This window comes from Methanosarcina soligelidi (genome assembly GCF_000744315.1).
In the GTDB taxonomy this organism is placed as follows: Archaea; Halobacteriota; Methanosarcinia; order Methanosarcinales; family Methanosarcinaceae; genus Methanosarcina; species Methanosarcina mazei.
Map to the genome: position 1 here is coordinate 496840 of NZ_JQLR01000001.1, position 19423 is coordinate 516262.

At 43.2% G+C, this 19423-nt stretch carries 23 protein-coding genes; 13 read left to right on the forward strand and 10 right to left on the reverse strand.

Annotation, left to right across the window (positions count from 1 at the left end; translation table 11 throughout):
- Window positions 1-145: 145 nt before the first annotated feature.
- From M886_RS02285 to M886_RS02300, 4 genes are all read left to right on the forward strand, one after another.
- Complete coding sequence (locus tag M886_RS02285; RefSeq protein ID WP_048050584.1) at window positions 146-508, forward strand: DUF134 domain-containing protein; 363 nt, start codon at window positions 146-148, stop codon at window positions 506-508.
- Between the two features lie 49 nt (window positions 509-557).
- Window positions 558-1400: an Mrp/NBP35 family ATP-binding protein gene (locus M886_RS02290; protein WP_200880711.1), complete on the forward strand. Its 843-nt coding sequence runs from the start codon at window positions 558-560 to the stop codon at window positions 1398-1400.
- 306 nt (window positions 1401-1706) lie between these two features.
- Entirely contained in the window at window positions 1707-2204 is a 498-nt protein-coding gene (locus M886_RS02295; RefSeq protein ID WP_048042667.1) for a thioredoxin family protein, read from the forward strand.
- A 281-nt stretch (window positions 2205-2485) separates the two neighbouring features.
- Window positions 2486-3136 (forward strand): cytochrome c biogenesis CcdA family protein, encoded by a 651-nt coding sequence (locus tag M886_RS02300; RefSeq protein WP_048050586.1) that lies wholly within the window; start codon window positions 2486-2488, stop codon window positions 3134-3136.
- 72 nt (window positions 3137-3208) lie between these two features.
- Here M886_RS02300 and M886_RS02305 read toward each other — a convergent pair whose 3' ends face one another.
- The 8 genes from M886_RS02305 to cbiT form a co-directional block, all read right to left on the reverse strand.
- On the reverse strand, window positions 3209-3652 hold the full coding sequence (locus M886_RS02305) for a hypothetical protein (protein ID WP_048038159.1): 444 nt from the start codon (window positions 3650-3652) through the stop codon (window positions 3209-3211).
- A gap of 205 nt (window positions 3653-3857) precedes the next feature.
- Entirely contained in the window at window positions 3858-4589 is a 732-nt protein-coding gene (locus tag M886_RS02310) for a precorrin-8X methylmutase (RefSeq protein WP_015411496.1), read from the reverse strand.
- Entirely contained in the window at window positions 4579-5376 is a 798-nt protein-coding gene (gene cobJ / locus M886_RS02315; protein ID WP_011032944.1) for a precorrin-3B C(17)-methyltransferase, read from the reverse strand. The genes M886_RS02310 and cobJ overlap by 11 nt, the downstream gene beginning before the upstream one ends.
- Window positions 5345-5716, reverse strand: coding sequence for a cobalamin biosynthesis protein (locus tag M886_RS02320; RefSeq protein WP_011032945.1), 372 nt, complete (start codon window positions 5714-5716; stop codon window positions 5345-5347). Before M886_RS02320 ends, cobJ begins: the two co-directional genes overlap by 32 nt.
- 64 nt (window positions 5717-5780) lie before the next feature.
- Window positions 5781-6290, reverse strand: coding sequence for a cobalamin biosynthesis protein CbiG (locus tag M886_RS02325; RefSeq protein ID WP_268745872.1), 510 nt, complete (start codon window positions 6288-6290; stop codon window positions 5781-5783).
- A gap of 23 nt (window positions 6291-6313) precedes the next feature.
- Complete coding sequence (locus M886_RS02330) at window positions 6314-7042, reverse strand: cobalt-precorrin-4/precorrin-4 C(11)-methyltransferase (protein ID WP_048042653.1); 729 nt, start codon at window positions 7040-7042, stop codon at window positions 6314-6316.
- A gap of 194 nt (window positions 7043-7236) precedes the next feature.
- Window positions 7237-7845 carry a cobalt-factor II C(20)-methyltransferase gene (locus M886_RS02335; protein ID WP_015411498.1) on the reverse strand — a complete coding sequence of 203 codons (609 nt, stop codon included), beginning with the start codon at window positions 7843-7845 and terminating at the stop codon, window positions 7237-7239.
- Between the two features lie 90 nt (window positions 7846-7935).
- Window positions 7936-8490 (reverse strand): precorrin-6Y C5,15-methyltransferase (decarboxylating) subunit CbiT, encoded by a 555-nt coding sequence (cbiT, locus tag M886_RS02340; RefSeq protein WP_048050587.1) that lies wholly within the window; start codon window positions 8488-8490, stop codon window positions 7936-7938.
- A gap of 777 nt (window positions 8491-9267) precedes the next feature.
- Here cbiT and M886_RS02345 point away from each other — a divergent pair.
- Complete coding sequence (locus M886_RS02345) at window positions 9268-10590, forward strand: homocitrate synthase/isopropylmalate synthase family protein (protein ID WP_011032951.1); 1323 nt, start codon at window positions 9268-9270, stop codon at window positions 10588-10590.
- Between the two features lie 165 nt (window positions 10591-10755).
- Here M886_RS02345 and M886_RS02350 read toward each other — a convergent pair whose 3' ends face one another.
- Window positions 10756-11784 carry an isocitrate/isopropylmalate dehydrogenase family protein gene (locus M886_RS02350; RefSeq protein ID WP_048050588.1) on the reverse strand — a complete coding sequence of 343 codons (1029 nt, stop codon included), beginning with the start codon at window positions 11782-11784 and terminating at the stop codon, window positions 10756-10758.
- Window positions 11785-12088: 304 nt separating this feature from the next.
- Here M886_RS02350 and M886_RS02355 point away from each other — a divergent pair, with 304 nt between their 5' ends.
- On the forward strand, window positions 12089-12931 hold the full coding sequence (locus M886_RS02355; protein WP_011032953.1) for a TatD family hydrolase: 843 nt from the start codon (window positions 12089-12091) through the stop codon (window positions 12929-12931).
- Between the two features lie 396 nt (window positions 12932-13327).
- Here M886_RS02355 and M886_RS02360 read toward each other — a convergent pair whose 3' ends face one another.
- Window positions 13328-13813, reverse strand: coding sequence for a multiprotein bridging factor aMBF1 (locus M886_RS02360; protein WP_015411501.1), 486 nt, complete (start codon window positions 13811-13813; stop codon window positions 13328-13330).
- A gap of 57 nt (window positions 13814-13870) precedes the next feature.
- Between M886_RS02360 and M886_RS02365 the strand changes: the two genes are divergently transcribed.
- From M886_RS02365 to M886_RS02395, 7 genes are all read left to right on the forward strand, one after another.
- Complete coding sequence (locus tag M886_RS02365) at window positions 13871-15166, forward strand: proteasome-activating nucleotidase (RefSeq protein ID WP_048050589.1); 1296 nt, start codon at window positions 13871-13873, stop codon at window positions 15164-15166.
- Between the two features lie 135 nt (window positions 15167-15301).
- Window positions 15302-15892, forward strand: coding sequence for an endonuclease dU (locus tag M886_RS02370; RefSeq protein WP_048050590.1), 591 nt, complete (start codon window positions 15302-15304; stop codon window positions 15890-15892).
- 273 nt (window positions 15893-16165) lie between these two features.
- Complete coding sequence (locus tag M886_RS02375) at window positions 16166-16357, forward strand: hypothetical protein (protein WP_048050591.1); 192 nt, start codon at window positions 16166-16168, stop codon at window positions 16355-16357.
- A gap of 92 nt (window positions 16358-16449) precedes the next feature.
- A complete protein-coding gene (gene ftsZ / locus M886_RS02380) occupies window positions 16450-17574 on the forward strand; it encodes a cell division protein FtsZ (RefSeq protein WP_011032957.1) in 1125 nt (374 codons plus the stop codon).
- A gap of 424 nt (window positions 17575-17998) precedes the next feature.
- On the forward strand, window positions 17999-18214 hold the full coding sequence (locus M886_RS02385; protein WP_011032958.1) for a protein translocase SEC61 complex subunit gamma: 216 nt from the start codon (window positions 17999-18001) through the stop codon (window positions 18212-18214).
- Window positions 18211-18669, forward strand: a complete 459-nt coding sequence (locus tag M886_RS02390; protein ID WP_015411503.1) for a transcription elongation factor Spt5 — start codon at window positions 18211-18213, stop codon at window positions 18667-18669. Before M886_RS02385 ends, M886_RS02390 begins: the two co-directional genes overlap by 4 nt.
- 119 nt (window positions 18670-18788) lie before the next feature.
- Entirely contained in the window at window positions 18789-19274 is a 486-nt protein-coding gene (locus tag M886_RS02395) for a 50S ribosomal protein L11 (RefSeq protein ID WP_011032960.1), read from the forward strand.
- The last annotated feature ends 149 nt before the right edge of the window (window positions 19275-19423 follow it).

Below are 19423 nucleotides of genomic sequence, written 5' to 3' on the forward strand. Positions count from 1 at the left end.
GTAAATGCATGTCAATCCTATCAGACTGGGGGAAGCCAGAGAAATATAAAGTACAATTTCACTCATATGTGCGTAAATATTTATAATTTTCTATTTGAAAAGAGAAATTGTTATATATTTATTCCACAATGTGCATAAGTAATCTATGAAAAAATGCAGAGGAAGGTCAAAATGTCCCAGGCGCGTTGAGCAAACCCCTGAAATCACATACTTCAAGCCCAGAGGGGTTCCACTATCAGGCCTTGAGGTGGTATCCCTTACAATAGAGGAACTTGAAGCTCTCAGGCTTGTAGATATCGAAGGCCTGAGGCAGGAAGACGCGGCCACAAGGGTAGGAGTATCGAGAAGAGCTTTCTGGGAAGATCTGAAAGCCGCCAGGATGAAAGTAGCTCTTGCTCTGAGCACCGGAAAAGCAATAGAAATTAAAGGCGGTAACTATATCAGGATCGAGACTGCTGATACCAATGAAGATGCTGACAAGATGCTGACTCGTGAAAAAGAGATATAAAAATCCGGAAAAAACTGGAAGTTGCGGAAATTTTATACAGGCGATAAAAATGACAGATAAGGTTCAACCACTGGAAAGCTTATCAAAAAAGCCCGAGGAACCGAAAATCGTAGTAAACCTCAGGCGCATCAAGCGTAAGATCATGGTAATGAGCGGGAAAGGCGGCGTAGGGAAAAGTACGGTTGCCGCAAACCTCGCTGTCGGGCTCGCTCTCCGCGGGCACAGGGTAGGTCTTCTTGACTGCGATATTCACGGTCCAACGGTCCCCACGATCTTCGGATTGGAGTCCGCAAGACCTGGAGTAAGCGAAGAAGGAATTCTCCCGATAGAGGTGCTCCCCAATCTCTCAGTGATGTCTATTGGTTTTCTGCTCGAAAACAAAGACTCGCCCATAATCTGGAGGGGGCCCGCCAAAATGGGAGCAATCAAGCAGTTCCTTGAAGAAGTATTCTGGGGAGCACTTGACTTTTTGATTATCGACCTGCCCCCCGGAACCGGAGACGAGCCTCTGAGTGTGGCACAACTTATCCCCAACTGTGACGGTTCCGTACTTGTCACGACACCTCAGGACGTGGCTCTTATAAGTGTCCGGAAATCAATCACATTTTCGGAAAAACTAAATGTGCCCATAATAGGGCTTGTGGACAACATGCACGGGCTAATCTGCCCCCACTGCGGCAAGCCCATAGAAGTCTTCGGAAGCGGAGGCGTCGAGAAAGCCTCAAAAGACTTTAATATCCCCATCCTTGCCAGACTTCCTATAGAACCCGGAGTCGCGGAAATGGAAGACAGGGGCACGGTTGTTCAGGGCCAGCTTAAACACGGCACGGAATGGCAGAAGAATTTTGAAAATGTCGTCGACGCCGTTGAAAAAATACTTGATAAAGAGTAAGTCAAAACTTCTTTGTTTTCTCTTTTTTCCTTATTTTATTTTTATCAGTTCTCCATATATAAAACCCATGTCTGCAACGGCTCTCTAATATAGTTATTGATATCCTATTCTACCGCATAACTTAAATCGGGAAATTAATAAATGATTGTTATCATTGTTTACAGTTAATTATTTGTGTATGATAGATAATTCTATTGCAGAAAAAAGGCTTTCAGGACTATTAAAAGAAAATTATTAGTGTAACGAGAAAATCACTGATATTGAAAGCCTGAAGAAATACCAAATGAACGAATCAATGTTGAGAACATGAATAGGCTAGTCATATTACTGATCCTGCTTGCAGCTGTACTCTTTACAGCAGGCTGTACTGAAGACGCGGACAACTCCACAGACGCTCAGCAAATCCAGGTAAGTGTTGTTGAAAACTTAACCGCTCTGGAACAGATTAACACATCCGTACAGGAAGGTCCGGTCCTTATCAAATTCGGAGCTGAATGGTGTGGGCCGTGCCAGCAGATGAAACCCATCCTGAGTGACCTGGCAGCAGAATATACCGGAAAAGCCACAGTCATGTCTGCAGACATAGATCAGAGCCGTAATCTTTCAGCTTATTTCGTAACGTCTTATATTCCGGATTCCTTTGTGGTTGTTGGTCTTGAAGACGGAGAGTATGTTTACATGCAGGATAACGGAAACGTCACTAAAGACAGATTCCAGGCAAGAGTTCTTGGGGTTATGGATAAACAGGTATACGAAGAACTCCTGGATAGAGCAATTCTTTACCATGAAAACGTAAATAAATAAAAAAGCAATACAGTGAAATCTGAGTTTTAAACTTCCTCGCCAGCTGAAAATTAAATCATCAGCTGAAAATAAAACTTATTAAATGGTTAGGACTGAAAACAGATTTTCGGATGAAAAACGTATCTTTAATAGCAGGGGTTATTGAGAAACGTAAGCATACGAATATCTTTACATTTTTCTTAAATATGTGAGATATACTTGCCTTTTCGTAATTGATCAGTAACTCACTGGTGCAACCAGCAATCGTAGATGACTGAACAATAAAACGTCAAATCAGAACCATGTCTTATGAAGCTATTTCCCCCGTGGTTGCATTTGGCGCAGGAGTTCTCAGCATCCTGTCCCCATGCATCCTTCCCCTTCTTCCTGCAGTTCTTGCAAGTTCTACAGGAAAAGGAAAGTTAAGGCCCCTTGCCATAGTGCTTGGAGTAACCATATCTTTTACCGTTATGGGCATTGTGACCTCTGCCTTCGGAGCAGCTTTTCAGGCATACACAACCCAGTTGAAAATCCTGGCAGAAATCTTAATCATTACAATGGGTATTGCAATGATTTTTGAAATCGGCCTGTTCAATGCTTTTGCAAAATTTCCCCTCCTTGCAGGAATGAATGACAAAGGTCCGGTCTCCGGCCTCCTCTTAGGGCTTTCTCTGGGAGTGCTCTGGATCCCCTGTGTGGGACCGATCCTTGCATCAATCCTGACAATGGTAGCTCTGGAAGGAAGCACTGTTAACGGTGCAATAACCCTTATGATTTACTCTGCAGGGTTTGCTGTGCCCATGCTCCTGCTCGCATACTCAGCTCAGTTTTCCACTTCAAAGATAAAACTTATATCAAAGTATGACGCAGCACTTAAGAAAGGGGCCGGAGTAGTGCTCATCCTTGTCGGGCTCTGGATGGTCTACCAGAATCACTTCTGGTGGCTATTTTAAATTTATTAGGTCAGTACTCAGTTTAAATTTCAATCCTGAGAAGAAAAAATAATAAGTCTAATTAATTTCTTCTCACATCCATTCTACAATCTCTACGAGAATAGGGATAGCTTCACGATTAGGGTTATAGGGAATGGTTTCACCAGATTTGGTATATAAACGAATGTTTACTGAAGTTTTACGACCTGGAATTTCCATCGTACTTATATTTGTGATTTGTTTATCCATAGTTACTTTAAATGTATATTCTTTTTCTCTGTTGAGCTGTACACTCAAAGGACGACGTTTTGTAAAATCGCGATGAGGTTCCAGATTATATGTTTCATTTACTATTGGTTTGCTATTATGATCAAATACTTCAACTGTTACTTCATGACTAATAATGTCATGATTATGAATTACGAAAAAAGGCGCTGCCGGTCCTCTAAACATAAAATGAATAGAGATAGAGAGAAGTAAAATAGTAATTAAAATAATGATACCTGAAATAACCAGTTTCTTAGCAGCATTACCCAATTATTCACCCCAAAAAAAGAGATGTGAAAAAGAATAGACACATTACTATTTGTCCATTCTTGACTCCTGTAATAAAAGGGTGCTACAGATATAAATTTATTCAAAAGAAAAAAAAGAGAAATAATATCATACAGATGGCTACTAATAAGCCGATGACAGAACAAAAAACAGAGAAAAAATAAAATTAAAAAAGAAAGCGGGGAGATTACTCCTCACTTTCTCTTGCGATTGCTACGAGCTCGTTTACGCAGGCAACAGCCATCGGAGTCCCTCCCCTGGTCCCGACACAGCTGATAGAAGGAATCGGGATTTTCAGGTTTCTGACCATTTCCCTTGATTCGGCTGCATTGACAAAACCGACAGGAAGACCGATAATAAGGGCAGGCCTTACACCTTTCTCAATAAGCTTGCAGACCATGATCAGGGCAGAAGGGGCGTTTCCAATAGCTATAATGCTTCCATCGAGTTTTTCCCTTGCCGCCAGGAAACCTGCCGATGTCCTGGTTATCCCGTACTTGTTGGCGATTTTAGCGTCGGGATCTTCGTCAAGCACGCAGATGATTTCGGATTTATGCCCGGCTTTTGTGATCCCGGATTTTACCATATTGATGTCCACAAAAATGGGGGCACCTTTTTTAATTGCCTCAACGCCTGCAGGTATGGGGTCGTTATTGAAACGCATGATATCGGCGACTGAAAGGTCTCCTGTTGCAATAACACAGCGCTGCCGGAAGCGGTCTTCGGGGGTGGAGTTACCGACAATCTCACGGATCATTGTCCGGCTTTTCATGTAGATGGCTTTTGCCTCATCAGTCCTTGCCCCGGAGTCATTGCAGATCTTTACAAGTTCGGGGTCTACTTCCACTGTAAGCTCGGTAAATTCTTCGAGGTTTTCAAGGTTTCCTGCATTTTCATTAGCTTTTTGTTCAGTAGTCATATTTCTTATGATACCCCCTGGGAGTTATTATTATATCCTTTTTCGGAGACTTCCAGATCCTGGACTCTCCGTTGCCTATGAGAATAGCAGTGCTCATGTCCACCCAGTCCTCATAATTCATGACTTCCCCAAGGGTCGTCACGATCTGGTCTTCTTCCTCGCCTCTCATGGCGTTCTTTACAAGCCCTACAGGTACGGAATCGGCTTTGTATCTGCGAATAATTTCAATTGCCCTTGCAAAGTTGGATTTTCTCTTGCGGCTCTTAGGGTTGTAAAGACCTATCACAAAGTCGGCATCCGCAGCCATATTAAGCCGCTTTTCGATTACTTCCCATGGAGTTAGGAGGTCGCTTAAACTGATCACCGCAAAATCCGTAACAACTGGTGCGCCCAGGAGGCTTGCCCCGGCAAGGACTGCTGTGACCCCTGGAAGGATTTCAATGTCCACATCAAGGTTCTCGTGTTCCGCTACCTCAAGTACTATGCCTGCCATGCCGTAGACATTGGTGTCCCCACCACTGATCATGACGACATTTGCGGTTTTTGCAAGTTCCACAGCTTTTCGTGCCCTTTCGACCTCTTTTCCCATATAACTGCGGATCACTTCCTGAGAGCCGAGAAGGCTTTCCATCTGGTCCAGGTAAGTGCTGTTTCCAAGAACATAATCGGCATTGAGGATTACATCCCGGGCTTTGAGGGTTAACTGTTCAACTGAGCCCGGTCCTATCCCTACTACATAGAGTTTTCCGGATGCCTTATCTTGCGATTGCGATTGTGACTCTGCCATAGACTTTCTTCCTGCAAATCAATTCGTGTTTTTCCGAGAGAGCCAGAGCAGCAGGCTCTGCAACCCCTTTTAATCCGAAGCGCGAAGCCTGGGAGGATGAAGGAGGGTTGTAGCTGTTCAGCACTTCATCCGGCAAAAAATTAACCGGAATGCCGAGAAATTCGCCTGCTTCCAGCAGACCTCGCTCATTTTCTTTAAGTTTTGCAGAGGCAAAAGCCGTAATCTCCTGGAGACTCAAACCACACTCATCAAGCGCCTGTTTTACGGCTTCAAGGACTTCTTCCCTTGTAATGCCCCTGCGGGTTCCGATACCGAGTATCATCAGTAATCTTTTGTCCACTGCTTTTCATGCAGTTTCATTATTTATTGACTTATAAACCTAATTTTAGCTATGAACCTTAATTTTAGCTGTTTCCGGCACTTTTATCCTTTTCAGCCTGCTTTTTCCTCACAAGCACGGAAACATCATCATCCACAACAACAATCCTGGGACCCTTAACCTCAAGGACCTCCACATTCTGGTCAAGGAGAGCACAGTTCACAGCTATTGTGGATTGTTTATTGAAGACTTCGCAGCCCAACCTGTCAGCTATGCCCTCCACCGAGGGTTTGCCGTGAACTTCAGTAGCTGTCGTAAGCACAGGGACTGCACCTAACTCCGCAATTTTTCGGGCGACCTCATTTGCCCCATGATGACCTCCAAGGAGAGGAATTGCGAAATTAAGGTTTGAGTCCACAACAACCACTGCCGGGTCTGACCACTTGTTATCGAGAAGAGGGGCAATATCCCTTACCACAATGCCTGTGGCAAAGACTGCAACAATTGCCCCGTAATTTTCAAAGGCTTTCCTGAAGATACCCTTTTCGTAGAGAAGGAGGTCGGCTTCAAGATGCTCTGCTACCCTTGATGCAATTTCCCTGTTCCTTTCAAAGGTAATTACAGCGGTTCCTGGGCCACTCCGTATAGATAGGACCTCCTGTAGTTTTTAGGGTCGACAACTCCGCCGATTATAATCATTGCCGAGCGTGTAATTCCTGCATCTTTGACCTTATCTGCGATATCTTCCACAGTCCCTGTAATAACTTCTTCGTCTTCCCAGGATGCGTGGAAAACAACTGCAACGGGAGTATCTTTTGGGCAGCGGACTTTGTCCATTATTTCCCTGATCTTCTGGGTGCCTAGGAAAATTGCCATTGTGGTGTTATAAGCAGAAAGCTCGGGGATAAGGTCTTTTTCCAGAGTCTTTCCAGCAGGGCGGGTGATGATAAGGGTATCGGAAACGCCGTTAAGAGTAAGCTGGGTTCCGAGAGCTGCTGCACTTGCAAAAACCGAGGAGACACCTGCAACCCTTTCTACCTCAATATCGTATTTTCTCAGCTCTTCCATCTGTTCTATGACAGACCCGTAAAGAGAGGGGTCTCCGCTATGGAGCCTCACCACAAACTTCCCTGCATCCACCGCATCGGCGATTATTTTCGTGGTTTCGTCAAGGGTAAGCCCGTAGCTGTCCACAGTTTCCCCTTTAGTGTAATTAAGGACTTCAGGGTTTACCAGGGAGCCCGCATACATAACAAGGTCTGCTTTTTCGAGCATTTCACGTCCCAGAACGGTAATCAGTTTGGGGTTTCCAGGCCCTGCCCCTACAAAATATACTTTTCTTTCCATCTGACCATTCCCTTTGCTTTCCTGAGTATTTCAGAATTATAGTGAATTAATTTGATTATAGGGTTAATTTGCATATTGAGGTTTTCAATTGTCTACAGAAGTTCAATTGTCTACAGAAGTTCAATTATTACAGAAATTCAATTTATACAATACTCAAACCTCATTTTATCGCTAGAAATTCGTTTCATGCAGCTTTACTTCTTTCCGTAAATAATGCTGAAATAGTTCCCTTTTTCCGGAATATCTTCTTTTTTGCTGATAATCGTTTCATTATCCGAAAAGAGCCTCTCTGCGAAAATAAATTCCCTGTACCCTTCGGTTTCAAGCTGTTCGATTATCTTTCTCGGCTGTGTGGCTTTAAGGTGGATCTTATACCCGACATCAGAGCCGTCACTGACCTCAAAGGAACTCTCAACAGCCACATCAGTCCTTGCAGCAAAAGATGTGATAGAACTTATTCCTGGCACTGTTGAGGTCTCAACATCCGGATAGTGCCTGTTCATAACTTTTTTCAGGTGAGTGAAAGTTGAGAAAAAGTTTGGATCACCTATAAGCCCGAAAGCCACTGTCCCTTTTCTTGCTTCGTCGGCAATACGGTCTGCATTTTCTTTCCAGAGAGTGTTCAGGACTTCGATATCCCTTATCATGGGGAACTCAAGGATTTCTGCATCCACATAAGGAGCTACAAGGTCTTTTGCCAGGCGGCCTGGAACATATACCTTATCGCTGTTTTTCAAAACGTTCACTGCTTTGAGGGTCAAAAGCTGGGGGTCTCCGGGACCAAGTCCTACTCCTATTAACATATTATCGCTCCATAAATTTACAGGTAAATATTAAGAGTAAATTAATGAACTTGATGGTGATTTAATCTGATGGTAATTAAAGAATGAATCTCAGGATTGCTTTTTTCCAACAACTATATAAACCGGGTTTTCGGGTTTGAACATGGTCTCTCCGGCAATCGGGGAGCTTCTTGAGACTGCAACATGAATGACCTCATCAAAAATATCCAGACTCTTCATAGCCTCAATCGTCCTGACAACGGTTTCGATGCGGACCGCGTTTACAACAATGCTCCGGGCTTTTTTCTCAACAAGCTTCGCAAGTATGGAACCAATGTTTTTCGTCCCTCCAACAAAAGCGCAGTCTATGGAATCAATAGTCTTTTCTGAACCAAGGATATCCGAAGCTTCGCCGGCTAGAATCCTGGCATTTTCAATCCCAAAATTCTTAAAATTTGTTTCCGTGGCGAGAAGAGCTTCTTTACGGGCATCGATTGCATAGATAGTCAGGTTCCGAGCAATTCGGGCTGCTTCAATAGAGACCGACCCGGTACCGCAGCCGACATCTGCAAACCGGTCCCCGTCTTTAAGTCCGAGTTTGGAAAGGGAAACTGCAATTATTTCCGGTTTAGTCGGACCGCCGCTAACACTTACTATTTCGGACATGTATTACCTCGGGAAAATTAAAGCAAATATATTAAAGTAAATTAAATAGATGGTGATATTATTTTGAAAATATATTAATTGAACACAGCAATTAAAGCTGACAGAAGGTAATTATTAAAAGGCAAATCATATGCAGTCGCATAGTGAGAGACTTTTATAATATTAGATATTTAAGATCTGTCCGATTATAAATATAACTTGCTGTAGATATACCTTATTATCGGCAAGAAGGGCAACAAAGGAAAGTAAACTTTAATGAAACATAAAAAGGAGAGAGAATTGACAGGTAAAAGATATTGCATCACATGTAAACCGAATCCTATAATAGTATCCTGAAAACATGAATAGAGCCCCTCTGAAAACCGGATGATTATCCATCAGGCAAAAATTCCTAAAAGAAATTCGGAAAAATAAAGGTTGAGAGTATGGAATTTACATTTATCCATATACCTTCAAAATGTTTTTATAATTATAAATTTAAGAAAAAGTATAGATATTTTAAAAGAAAGAGATTTTAAGTATAACAGCGTATATTAACGAAAATTCTATGAATATCGAAGTGTCTATTTAAGAAAGTTTAAAGCGCCCCTGAAATGAAAAACGATAGATAATTCTTAGAATAAATATTTTTTAACAAGAAGATGACCGTCTTCGGTTTATACCTGATTTTCTGATCTTTATACATAACAGCATCTTTTTCGAAGCAAAAATCCAGTAGAGTAAGCCCACTCTCTCGACATAGGGCCATGCATCCTGAAAAAGATAGGAGACGAATATATGAAAATATATGAATCATATGAGGACCTCCCCAAGCTGAAGCTGCCCTATGGGAACGAGGTATTCATAAGTGACAGCACCATTCGCGACGGTTCACAGATGCCGGGAATAGTCCTGAGCAGAGAACACAAGATTCAAATTTATGAATACCTCCACGAAATAGGGATCGAGAAACTTGAAGCCTTTGTATTCAACAAAAGAGACAGGGACGCTGTGGACCTGATGTTCGATAAGGGATACGAATTCCCCGAAATTACAGGATGGGCGAGGTCTTCAAGAGCAGACATAGATAAAATTCTGGAAGTTGACGGAATTGAAGAAACCGGGATTTTGATGTCGGTCTCGGATACGCACATTCATTCCAAGATGAGACTTTCAGGCAGGGAAGAGGCGGAAGAAAGATATCTCGATGCCCTTCAATACGCTGTTGACCACGGGCTGAAGACAAGGGCTCACCTTGAGGATATGACAAGAGCTGATAACTATGGCTTTGTTTTCCCCCTTGTAAAAAAGATAATGGAAATCGACCCTGACTGTATAATAAGAGTCTGCGATACCGTTGGGTACGGGATGCCGTTCATGAATATCGATGAGCCATACGGAATCCCGAAAATTATCCAGCACCTTAAAAAAGAAATTGGGGTCAAAAATATAGAAACCCACATCCATGACGATTACGGGTTCGGTTCCGCAAGTTCGATTGCAGGTTTCTGGCATGGAGCCAACTGGACAAGTGTGACTTTCCTTGGAATAGGAGAACGTGCAGGAAACAGCGAGATGGAAAAAATCCTTCTCTTCCTGGCTGACAGGGTTGAAGGTTTTGACAAATATAACCTTGAGCCTGTAACCCGTTTTGCGGAATTTATGGAAAAAGAGCTCGGACTCAGAGTCCCGAGAAATAAAGCTGTTGTCGGGAAAAATATCTTTGCCCATGAGTCAGGCATCCACGCCGCAGGCGTCCTGAAAAATCCATTTAACTATGAGCCCTACCCTCCTGAACTGGTCGGGGGCACAAGACTTCTCCTCATAGGTGATTCATCGGGGCTTGAGGTAATACGCTATAAGGTTCAGGAAACCTTAAATAACCTCCTTGATGTCGAAACCGTAGTAGAAAAAGACGACAGGAGACTGCTTAAGATCCAGAAAGAGATCCAGAAGCTTTACGATAAAGAAGAGAGGGTTTCCTGTATCTCAGATGAAGAGCTCCTTGCTTACGTTGAAAAGTACTTCCTGTATCAGCCAATCTCTGATCCTGCACGAACAGGCAGAGGAAAACTCAAAAACAGAGGGAAAATTCAGGAACCTGTAGAAGAAAAAGAATGAAGTCACAAAAAAGGTAAAAAGAAATATCAGATTAAATGGTGTGAGGTTTTTCAGACCTGATATCAACCTTATTTAACCTTACACAAATTAATCTCTTATTATCAGTTTTACCACTTATTGTGCTCCGAGAATCCCCGGATTTTCGAATTATTGATTTTCAAATCTTTATTTCAGGATTTCTTCTGTGTATTTTGCGATCTCATCTGCCATCTGGCTGAGCTTTGCGCTTCCTCCGAGGTCATAAGTCACGTATTTGCCTTCGGAAATAACACGCTCAGTGGCTTTAAAGATCGCGTCGGATTTGTCCTTTTCTCCAAGGTAGTCCAGCATCCAGGCGCCCGCAAGAACGGTTGCAACAGGGTTTACCTTGTCAAGGCCTGCATACTTCGGGGCTGAGCCGTGAGCAGGTTCAAACATTGCAAAGTTGTCCCCGATATTTGCGGAATAGATAAGCCCGATACTGCCAACAAGGGCTGAGCATTCCTCACTGATCACGTCCATGAAGAGGTTGGTGGAAAGGAGGACTTTCTTGTTAAAGATCTGGGGGTTCTTGATAAGCTGCTGGGCAATATTATCAATATGGTAGGGCCAGACCTCGATATCCGGGAAGTCGTGAGCAACCTTTTCGACCTCTTCAAGGAATGAGCCGCAGGTCAATTTCAGGATGTTACTTTTGTGGATTGGCACAACTGTGTCGTAACCTCTCTTTTTTGCGTCTTCAAAAGCATAGCGGGCAATCTTGCTGGATGCCGTCCGGGTAATTTTCCTGATTGCAATGGATACATCGTCTGTGAGCTGGATTTCTTCTCCTATGTAGAGACCTTCTGTCCCTTCACGAACACAAACCATTTCGACATCTCCGAGAGGTGCACTTGAATTCGGGAAGGTTTTTATTGGCCTGACATTGGCATAAAGGTCGTACTTTCTCCTGATGGATACAGCCACACTTCTCGGGGAGCCGATTCCTCCTGGAGTGGTTGTCGGACCCTTGAAACATGCGTCAGAACTGTCAAGGATCTGCCAGGTGTCTTCAGGAATAAGGGAATTGCCTCCATGCTCCTCCCACCAGCCGGCTCCTGCTTCACACATTACGAATTCGACATCAGTGCCAGCGGCTTCTGCAACTTTAAGCATTGCATCCACCAGTTCGGGGCCTACCCCGTCACCTTTGATTACTGCTGCGGTTTTGGTCATGTTATCACCAGATTTATAGGGTTCGTGTTAAAAGAACCGTAGCGATGAAAAGCTAAAAAAGGGGGAACTTTTCTAAGAATTTAATAAGTATAATTGAATCTTGCGGCGTACTCAATGTAAGGCTCATATTTCAACTTTTGGGTAATAATATAGACACCAATACTTCCAGGAAATAGATATGGGATTCCTTGAAGTAAATATGGGATTGCAGAATATAACCCTTCCTTAGTACTCTAATAGAATTGGTTTCAATGGTATAGATAATCTTGAAGAAAGTTTTTAGAAAATATTCGAGGAAACAAGCATGCCTGCAAAAATTCCGATTACCGACAACCATATGCATATAGACCCGAGAGCAAGGGGGCTTGAAGCCGTAAAAGAGTTCAAGAACTCAGGCGGGACGCATATAATCCTGGTCACCAAACCAAGCTGGTCCCTTGGAATTGCGGTTAAAAAACCTGAAGATTACCTTGCTGTATTTGACGAAACAGTGGAAATAGCATCGAAAATCCGGGAGATTGGAGTTGGAGCTTTCCCGGTCTTAGGAGTTCATCCTGCTGAGATCTCAAAGATTACGGAATATATGGACCTATCAGAAGCAGTAGAAACCATGAAAAAGGGGCTTGAGCTTGCTGCAGGATATGTGGAAAGAGGCCTTGCAGTGGGAATAAAGTCCGGACGCCCGCACTATCCCGTACCCTCAGATGTCTGGGAAGCTTCAAACGAAATTATGGAACATGCCTTTTCTCTCGGAAAAGAACAGGACTGCGCAGTCCAGCTCCATACCGAAAGCGTGCAGGAACCCGAACTTAAGGACATAGCCGAAAGGGCAAGAAAAACAGGAATTAAGATGTACAGGGTAGTCAAGCATTACTCTCCCCCTCTTGTAAAAACCTGCGAGGAACTGGGGATTTTTCCGGGAGTAATATCGGTTAAAGGGGCGATTGAAAAGGCAATTGAAGAGGGGACTCGCTTTATGATGGAAACAGATTATATTGATGACCCTGACAGGCCGGGTGCGGTACTTGGACCGAAGACAATCCCTAAAAGAACCATAAAGCTGATGGAAACATATGGAGAAGAGCCCTTCTGGACGATCCATAAAGAAAATCCGGAAAAAGTCTATGATATAGAGATTGAACTCTGATATTCTATTAAGAAAGTCGGCTTCGGAAAAGGCTCAAATTAAGAATTAAACACAGAAAAAATTAAGAATTAAACACAGAAAAAATTAAGAATTAAACACAGAAAAAATTAAGAATTAAACACAGAAAAAAAGAAAGGAGTGAAAAAACTGGTGGCTATCTGAGCCAGCCCGCCTGATTTTTTAAGCACGCATTAAAAGGATTAAAAGGACCTGTATGGGTTCAAAATCAAAAGAGAATCTCTCAGGATGTAAATATTTCCATTATTCGTTTCCGGATTTCCATCATGTTTCCGGAAGGAAAAACCTGCCGGAAACTATGCTGGTGGAACAAAACCTCAATATAAAACTTTACAGTTAAAACTCATGGATCAATTGCGCTTTGTTAATTGCGCTTTGTTACTTGCGTTTTATTTTCACTATATCACCAAGAGTGGTGTCTTTCTTCATATGAGAGACTTCCTGCCCCGCATCATCCAAGCGTTCGGTAAGCTTAATGTTAAGGGCATGTTCCAGTTTTTTTCTAACAGAATCTTCGGGTACTATTTCGCTGCGTTCTATTTTTTTGATCAGAGATGCTTTTTCCTTGATGTTTTCAGCCAGGTCCTCCTGAGACCAGCCTCTGGCTTCTCTAGCTTCCCGGATAATGTGATCGTAATCGTCCAGAAGCTCGTCTTTTAGAATATCGAAGAAATCCTTTTTTGGCCTCTTTTCAGTTCGTGGTACCGTACGAACTACCGGAGAGACTTTCCTTGATACGGGAGACCGCTTATCAACGGGCTTACCGTACGGTGCACATTTCTGGCAGACCTGGAGTTCGCTGTTGTCGATTGTAACGCATATAGGCTTTCCGCGGATCTCTGCACCACATATTTCGCACTGCATATTGATCACTTCGAAAACGCTATATACGGTATGAACTTAAATAATATTCGGAGCTCCATGACGGAAAGTACCAAGAGTAAGGATGAAAGCATGCGCAGTCACCTTGTGAAGCCCGGATCTGTGTATGACGGAATCGAGCCTGGAGAGCTGGGGGAAACAACTGAAAGCGTCCAGGACCGAGTGAGGCAACTTGAAAGCCGCAACAGTTTTCTGGAAGAGCAGTGCAGCCAGATAGAGTCCGAAAAACGCTATTTAGAGAACCAAAAGATCAAATATGAGAGGGAGATACGAAAGCTGCAGTCCGAGCTAGATCGGATGAAAACCTCTCCTCTGATCATTGGTACGGTTATTGACGTGATCAAGAATGATCGTATTATAGTCCGTAGCAGTAACGGGCCTCAGTTCCTGGTAAACGTCTCACAATATATTGACGAGAAAAAGCTGCTGCCAGGGGCAAAAGTTGCCTTGAACCAGCATACACTTGCCATTGCAGAGGTTATCCCTTCCACGGAAGAGCCTTTTGTAGCTGCAATGGAGGTTATCGAAAGTGTTGAAGTTGATTACGATCAGATAGGTGGTCTCGACGAGCAGATTCAGGAACTTCAGGAAGCAGTAGAACTTCCGTTAACTTCGCCTGAACGCTTTGCCCGGATAGGAATTGAGCCCCCAAAAGGAGTATTACTTTACGGGCTTCCGGGGACGGGCAAAACCTTGCTTGCAAAAGCCGTAGCCCACAGGACCAATGCTACATTTATCAGAGTTGTTGGTTCTGAACTGGTGCAGAAGTACATAGGGGACGGGTCCAAGCTGGTCAGGGAAATCTTCGAGATGGCACGGAAAAAAGCTCCCAGTATCATTTTTATCGATGAACTGGATTCGATAGCTGCAAGGCGTTTAAACGAGACAACTGGCGCAGATAGAGAGGTTCAGAGAACTTTGATGCAGCTTCTTGCAGAAATGGATGGCTTTGACAAGAGGAAAAACATCAGGATTATTGCAGCAACAAACAGGCCGGACGTCCTTGACCCTGCAATTCTCAGGCCAGGTCGTTTTGATAGGCTTGTCCATGTTCCCATGCCCGGCATCGAAGCCAGGGGAAAAATCCTTAAAATCCATTGCGAAAAGATGACTCTTGCAGGAGACATCGATTTCAAAAAGCTTGCAAAAGCTACCGAAGGAATGAGCGGGGCAGACCTGAAAGCTATAGCTACCGAAGCAGGCATGTTCGCGGTCAGAAGAGATAAGGAACTGGTTGAGATGGAAGAGTTCCTCGAAGCAGTGGAAAAGGTGTCCATGGCTGCGGATACGCAGAAGATGATGCCTTCCAACCTTCCGGAAACCATGTTCGTGTAAAAATCCGGCTAATGAAAAAAAGCCTTTTAAAGGCACCTATTTTCCGGAAAACTCCAGTTTCCCTTTGATTTTTGCTTAAAGCGGCTTCACGGGAAACCGGCAAACTATTTTTAGAATTCAGACATACAGGTAGCTGTGGATTCAGATTTTCATGTAAAACCCGAAATCCGAATTCTGGGCATAGATGACTCTGCACTTCTTAATGAAAAGGTAATGATAGTTGGGACTGTTTTTAGGGGAGGGGACTGGATAGATGGAGTCCTGCGCTCTGAGATTACCAGAGACGGGCTTGACGCTACAGAGGTGATGGTCACAATGATAAAAAACAGCAGGCATCACAACCAGCTCAGGGTTATCATGCTTGATGGGATTACTTATGGAGGCTTTAACGTTGTCGATATAGAGGAACTCTACAGAGAAACAGGGCTTCCGGTTATTGTGATAATGCGTTCCTGTCCAGATTTTGAAAAAATCAGATCTGCACTGAATCATTTCTCGGACGGAGAGGAACGCTGGAAAATAATAAAAAAAGCCGGAAAAATAGAAAAACTGATTACTGGAAGGAATGGGACTCCTATTTATATTCAGAAAGCCGGGATAAGGGCAAAAAACGTAGAAAAGATCATCCATCTCACTTCAATAAGAAGCAGCATTCCTGAGCCTCTCAGAGTCGCCCATCTGATTGCAACCGGCATAACTCTGGGAGAATCCAGAGGAAAGGCATAACTTGAAATATAACTGGTTTTACCGGATTCAAAAAGAAAATTCTGGCAAAGAGTATTAGAAAAAAGGAGAAAAAACTGACATGGGGCGGCTCTGAATAAGCTCGGCTGGGAGTAAAATTAAGAACAACATGGAAAAAATCAGAAAAAAAGGGAAAGATAAAAATACAGGAACCAGCCTCAAAAAAATATAAAAAATAAAAAAATATACATTTGAGACAAAGAAATTAAAAAAGATGTTAAAGAAGATATTAAAAAAGATATTAAAGAAGGTTATGTGAATAAAGAGAATTTTGAAGAAAATTTTGAAGAAAATTTTGAAGAAAAAGAAATACCAGATAATTTCAGGACTGAAAAATCCAGCTTCAGACCTGAAGATAGGACAACATTAATAAAATTATTAAACATATATAGTATAATTTCAAAAACTAGAAAAGGAAAACTATTAAATTGGAAACTGTATATGTGATGGTTAAAATAATTTTTTCCGTGTTGTAACATACTTATAGTTAATACAATTCATCAAATGATCACCCCAGCAGAATGGAGGAAAACAGTAGCATGAGATCCATTGTGGAAGAAGCCCTTGCTCGATCTGCCCTGGAAGGACGTGGTGGGCAGGGAAATAACTCAAATTCGGATTACTCTGATGAAAACATAGAAGTGGACGCTGAACTTGAAGAAATACTGAGAAGCCTCAAAACAACCATCAAAGTGGTAGGTTGCGGAGGCGGCGGTTCAAACAGTATACAGAGAATGATGGGCGAAGGTATCCAGGGAGCAGACCTTGTTGCCATAAATACTGACGCTCAGCACCTCCTTCATATACGCTCCGGCAAAAAGATTCTCATCGGGAAAAAGAAAACCCGAGGGCTTGGAGCCGGCAGTCTTCCCCAGATCGGAGAAGATGCAGCAATCGAAAGTATTGATGAGATTAACAAAATCGTCCAGGGCTCGGATATGGTTTTTATCACCGCGGGTCTTGGAGGAGGAACAGGGACAGGATCTGCACCAATAGTTGCTGAGGCAGCCAGAGATTCAGGCGCCCTTACTATTGCAGTTGTGACTCTTCCGTTTAGCGTGGAAGGGCATGTCAGGAGGACAAATGCCGAAGCAGGCCTCGAGCGCCTGAGAGACGTAGCCGATACGGTAATAGTTGTCCCAAACGATAAGCTGATTGAAGTAGTCCCGAAGCTTCCTCTGCAGGCTGCCTTTAAGGTCTCTGACGAAGTCCTTATGAGAGCTGTAAAAGGTATAACCGAACTTATCACAAAGCCCGGGCTTGTTAACCTTGACTTTGCAGATATAAGGACTGTAATGCAGAACGGGGGCGTTGCTATGATAGGACTTGGAGAATCTGACGGTGAAAACAAAGCTGTCGAATCAGTCCAGAAAGCACTGCGCAGCCCGCTCCTTGATGTGGACATATCCGGTGCAACCTCTGCCCTCGTTAACGTGGTTGGAGGTCCTGACATGACCATTTCTGAAGCAGAATCTGTGGTACAGGAAGTCTACAGCCGCATAGACAGCAATGCTCGCCTTATCTGGGGTGCCCAGGTTGATCCGGACCTCGAAAAGACAGTACGTACAATGATAGTGGTTACAGGAGTTACCTCCGCTCAGATATATGGGCACGGAAACGATAAGGACATCACATATAAGTACGGAATTGACTTCGTAGAGTGATCAGAGAGATGAAAAAGTAAAAATGGATAAAAACGTTCGGTTGGAGAAAAATACTGTTTTCCTCCTCTTAAGCTAAAAAGAAGGAACGTAGAAATATAAATCCAATCGAAAACTATTTTTATGGTAAATGCAGTATGATGCCGATACAATTCGGCACCAAAAAAAGAAAATTTTTGCTGACACGATTAGGGGTTTTATATGAAAAATAATCCTGCGTCTAAAATTTGAGATGTATAATAGATCGTGCCAGTGATATCTTCATATAATAGGAATCAATAATATAATCCGCCCGTTCTTCCTGAAAAGTAAAATCCGAATTCTGCGAGATAAAAAGCAACTTCGGGTGTATACCATAAAGAAGAAGAACTGTGCGCGAAATTCCAGATAAAATTAAATATGTACATAAAACCTGGATGTGAATTAATTGGTAGAATCCGCCTTAGAACCGAATATAACTACAAAAAGCGTTGGTCAGGCAATTCGGGCACACCTGAGGGTCCTGAAACTTACTAAAAAACCGTCCAGGGAAGAGTTCTTGACCATTGCCAAAGTTGCAGGTGCCGGGATTCTGGCTGTGGGCGCAGTTGGATTTATAATATATGTACTGCTGACAATGTTGCCCCAGTGGGTGGCCAAATGAGTGAGGATTCCCAGATATTTGTAATCAAAACCACAGCAAATCAGGAAAGGTCTGTTGCAATGACACTTGCCAGGGTTGCAAAAAAGGAAAAGCTGGATATAAGAGCAATTCTGGCTCCTGACGAGCTTAAAGGATATGTCCTTGTAGAGGCTCCAAAATCAGGAATTGTCGAACTGGCAATCCAGACAATCCCACATGCAAGAGCCCTTGTTAAGGGGAGTTCTTCAATCTCGGAAATCGAACATTTCCTCAAGCCAAAACCAGTAGTTACCGGAATCAAAGAAGGGGCTATAATTGAGGTTACCTCCGGACCCTTTAAGGGAGAGAAAGCCCGTGTTAAAAGGGTTGATGAAGGGCACGAGGAAATTACTGTTGAACTCTTCGATGCTGTGGTCCCGATCCCGATTACGATTCGTGGCGACACCGTAAGAATACTCAAAAAAGAGAACGAGTAAGCCCGGATCAGTTGGGAATACTGAAAATTCAAGCTTATTAATAAATAAAATCACCAGCACTCAGAGTGGATTGAAACAGATCTACAAAATTCATACTTATAAAAACCGGTGAGACTCAGATGACAAGTATTGTTGAAGCACTTGTCCCCGGAGGAAAAGCGAATCCCGGACCACCATTAGGTCCGGCACTTGGTCCGCTCGGGGTTAACATAAAAGAAGTGGTCGAAAAGATCAACGAAAAAACAAGGGACTACAATGGAATGCAGGTCCCTGTGAAAGTAATTGTTGACGACAAGAAAAACGTCGAAATCGAGGTAGGTACCCCACCGACTGCATCCCTGGTCATGAAAGAGCTTGGGATCCAGAAAGGGTCTGGAAATGCAGGAAGTGAGGTTGTTGGAAACCTGACAATCCCTCAGGTTGCAAAGATCGCCCGTATGAAAAAGGAAGACGTACTTTCTTACGACCTCAAAGCTACAATGAAAGAGGTCATGGGCACCTGTGTCCCTATGGGCGTGAATGTAGAGGGAATGAAGGCAAAGGACTGCCAGAAAGCACTCGATGAAGGCAAATTTGACGATTTGCTTGCAAACGAGGCGTGGTAAGCCTTTTATCTCCTCCCACCTTTTAAATCCGGGATCTGGCTGTACACCAATAGTTTTAAATTGGATACCACTAATAGCACAAGAGCCTTGAACAGTTTTCGATTAGAATAACTAAGAGGATGTTATTGGTGGCTTACTGTTGAGAGTAA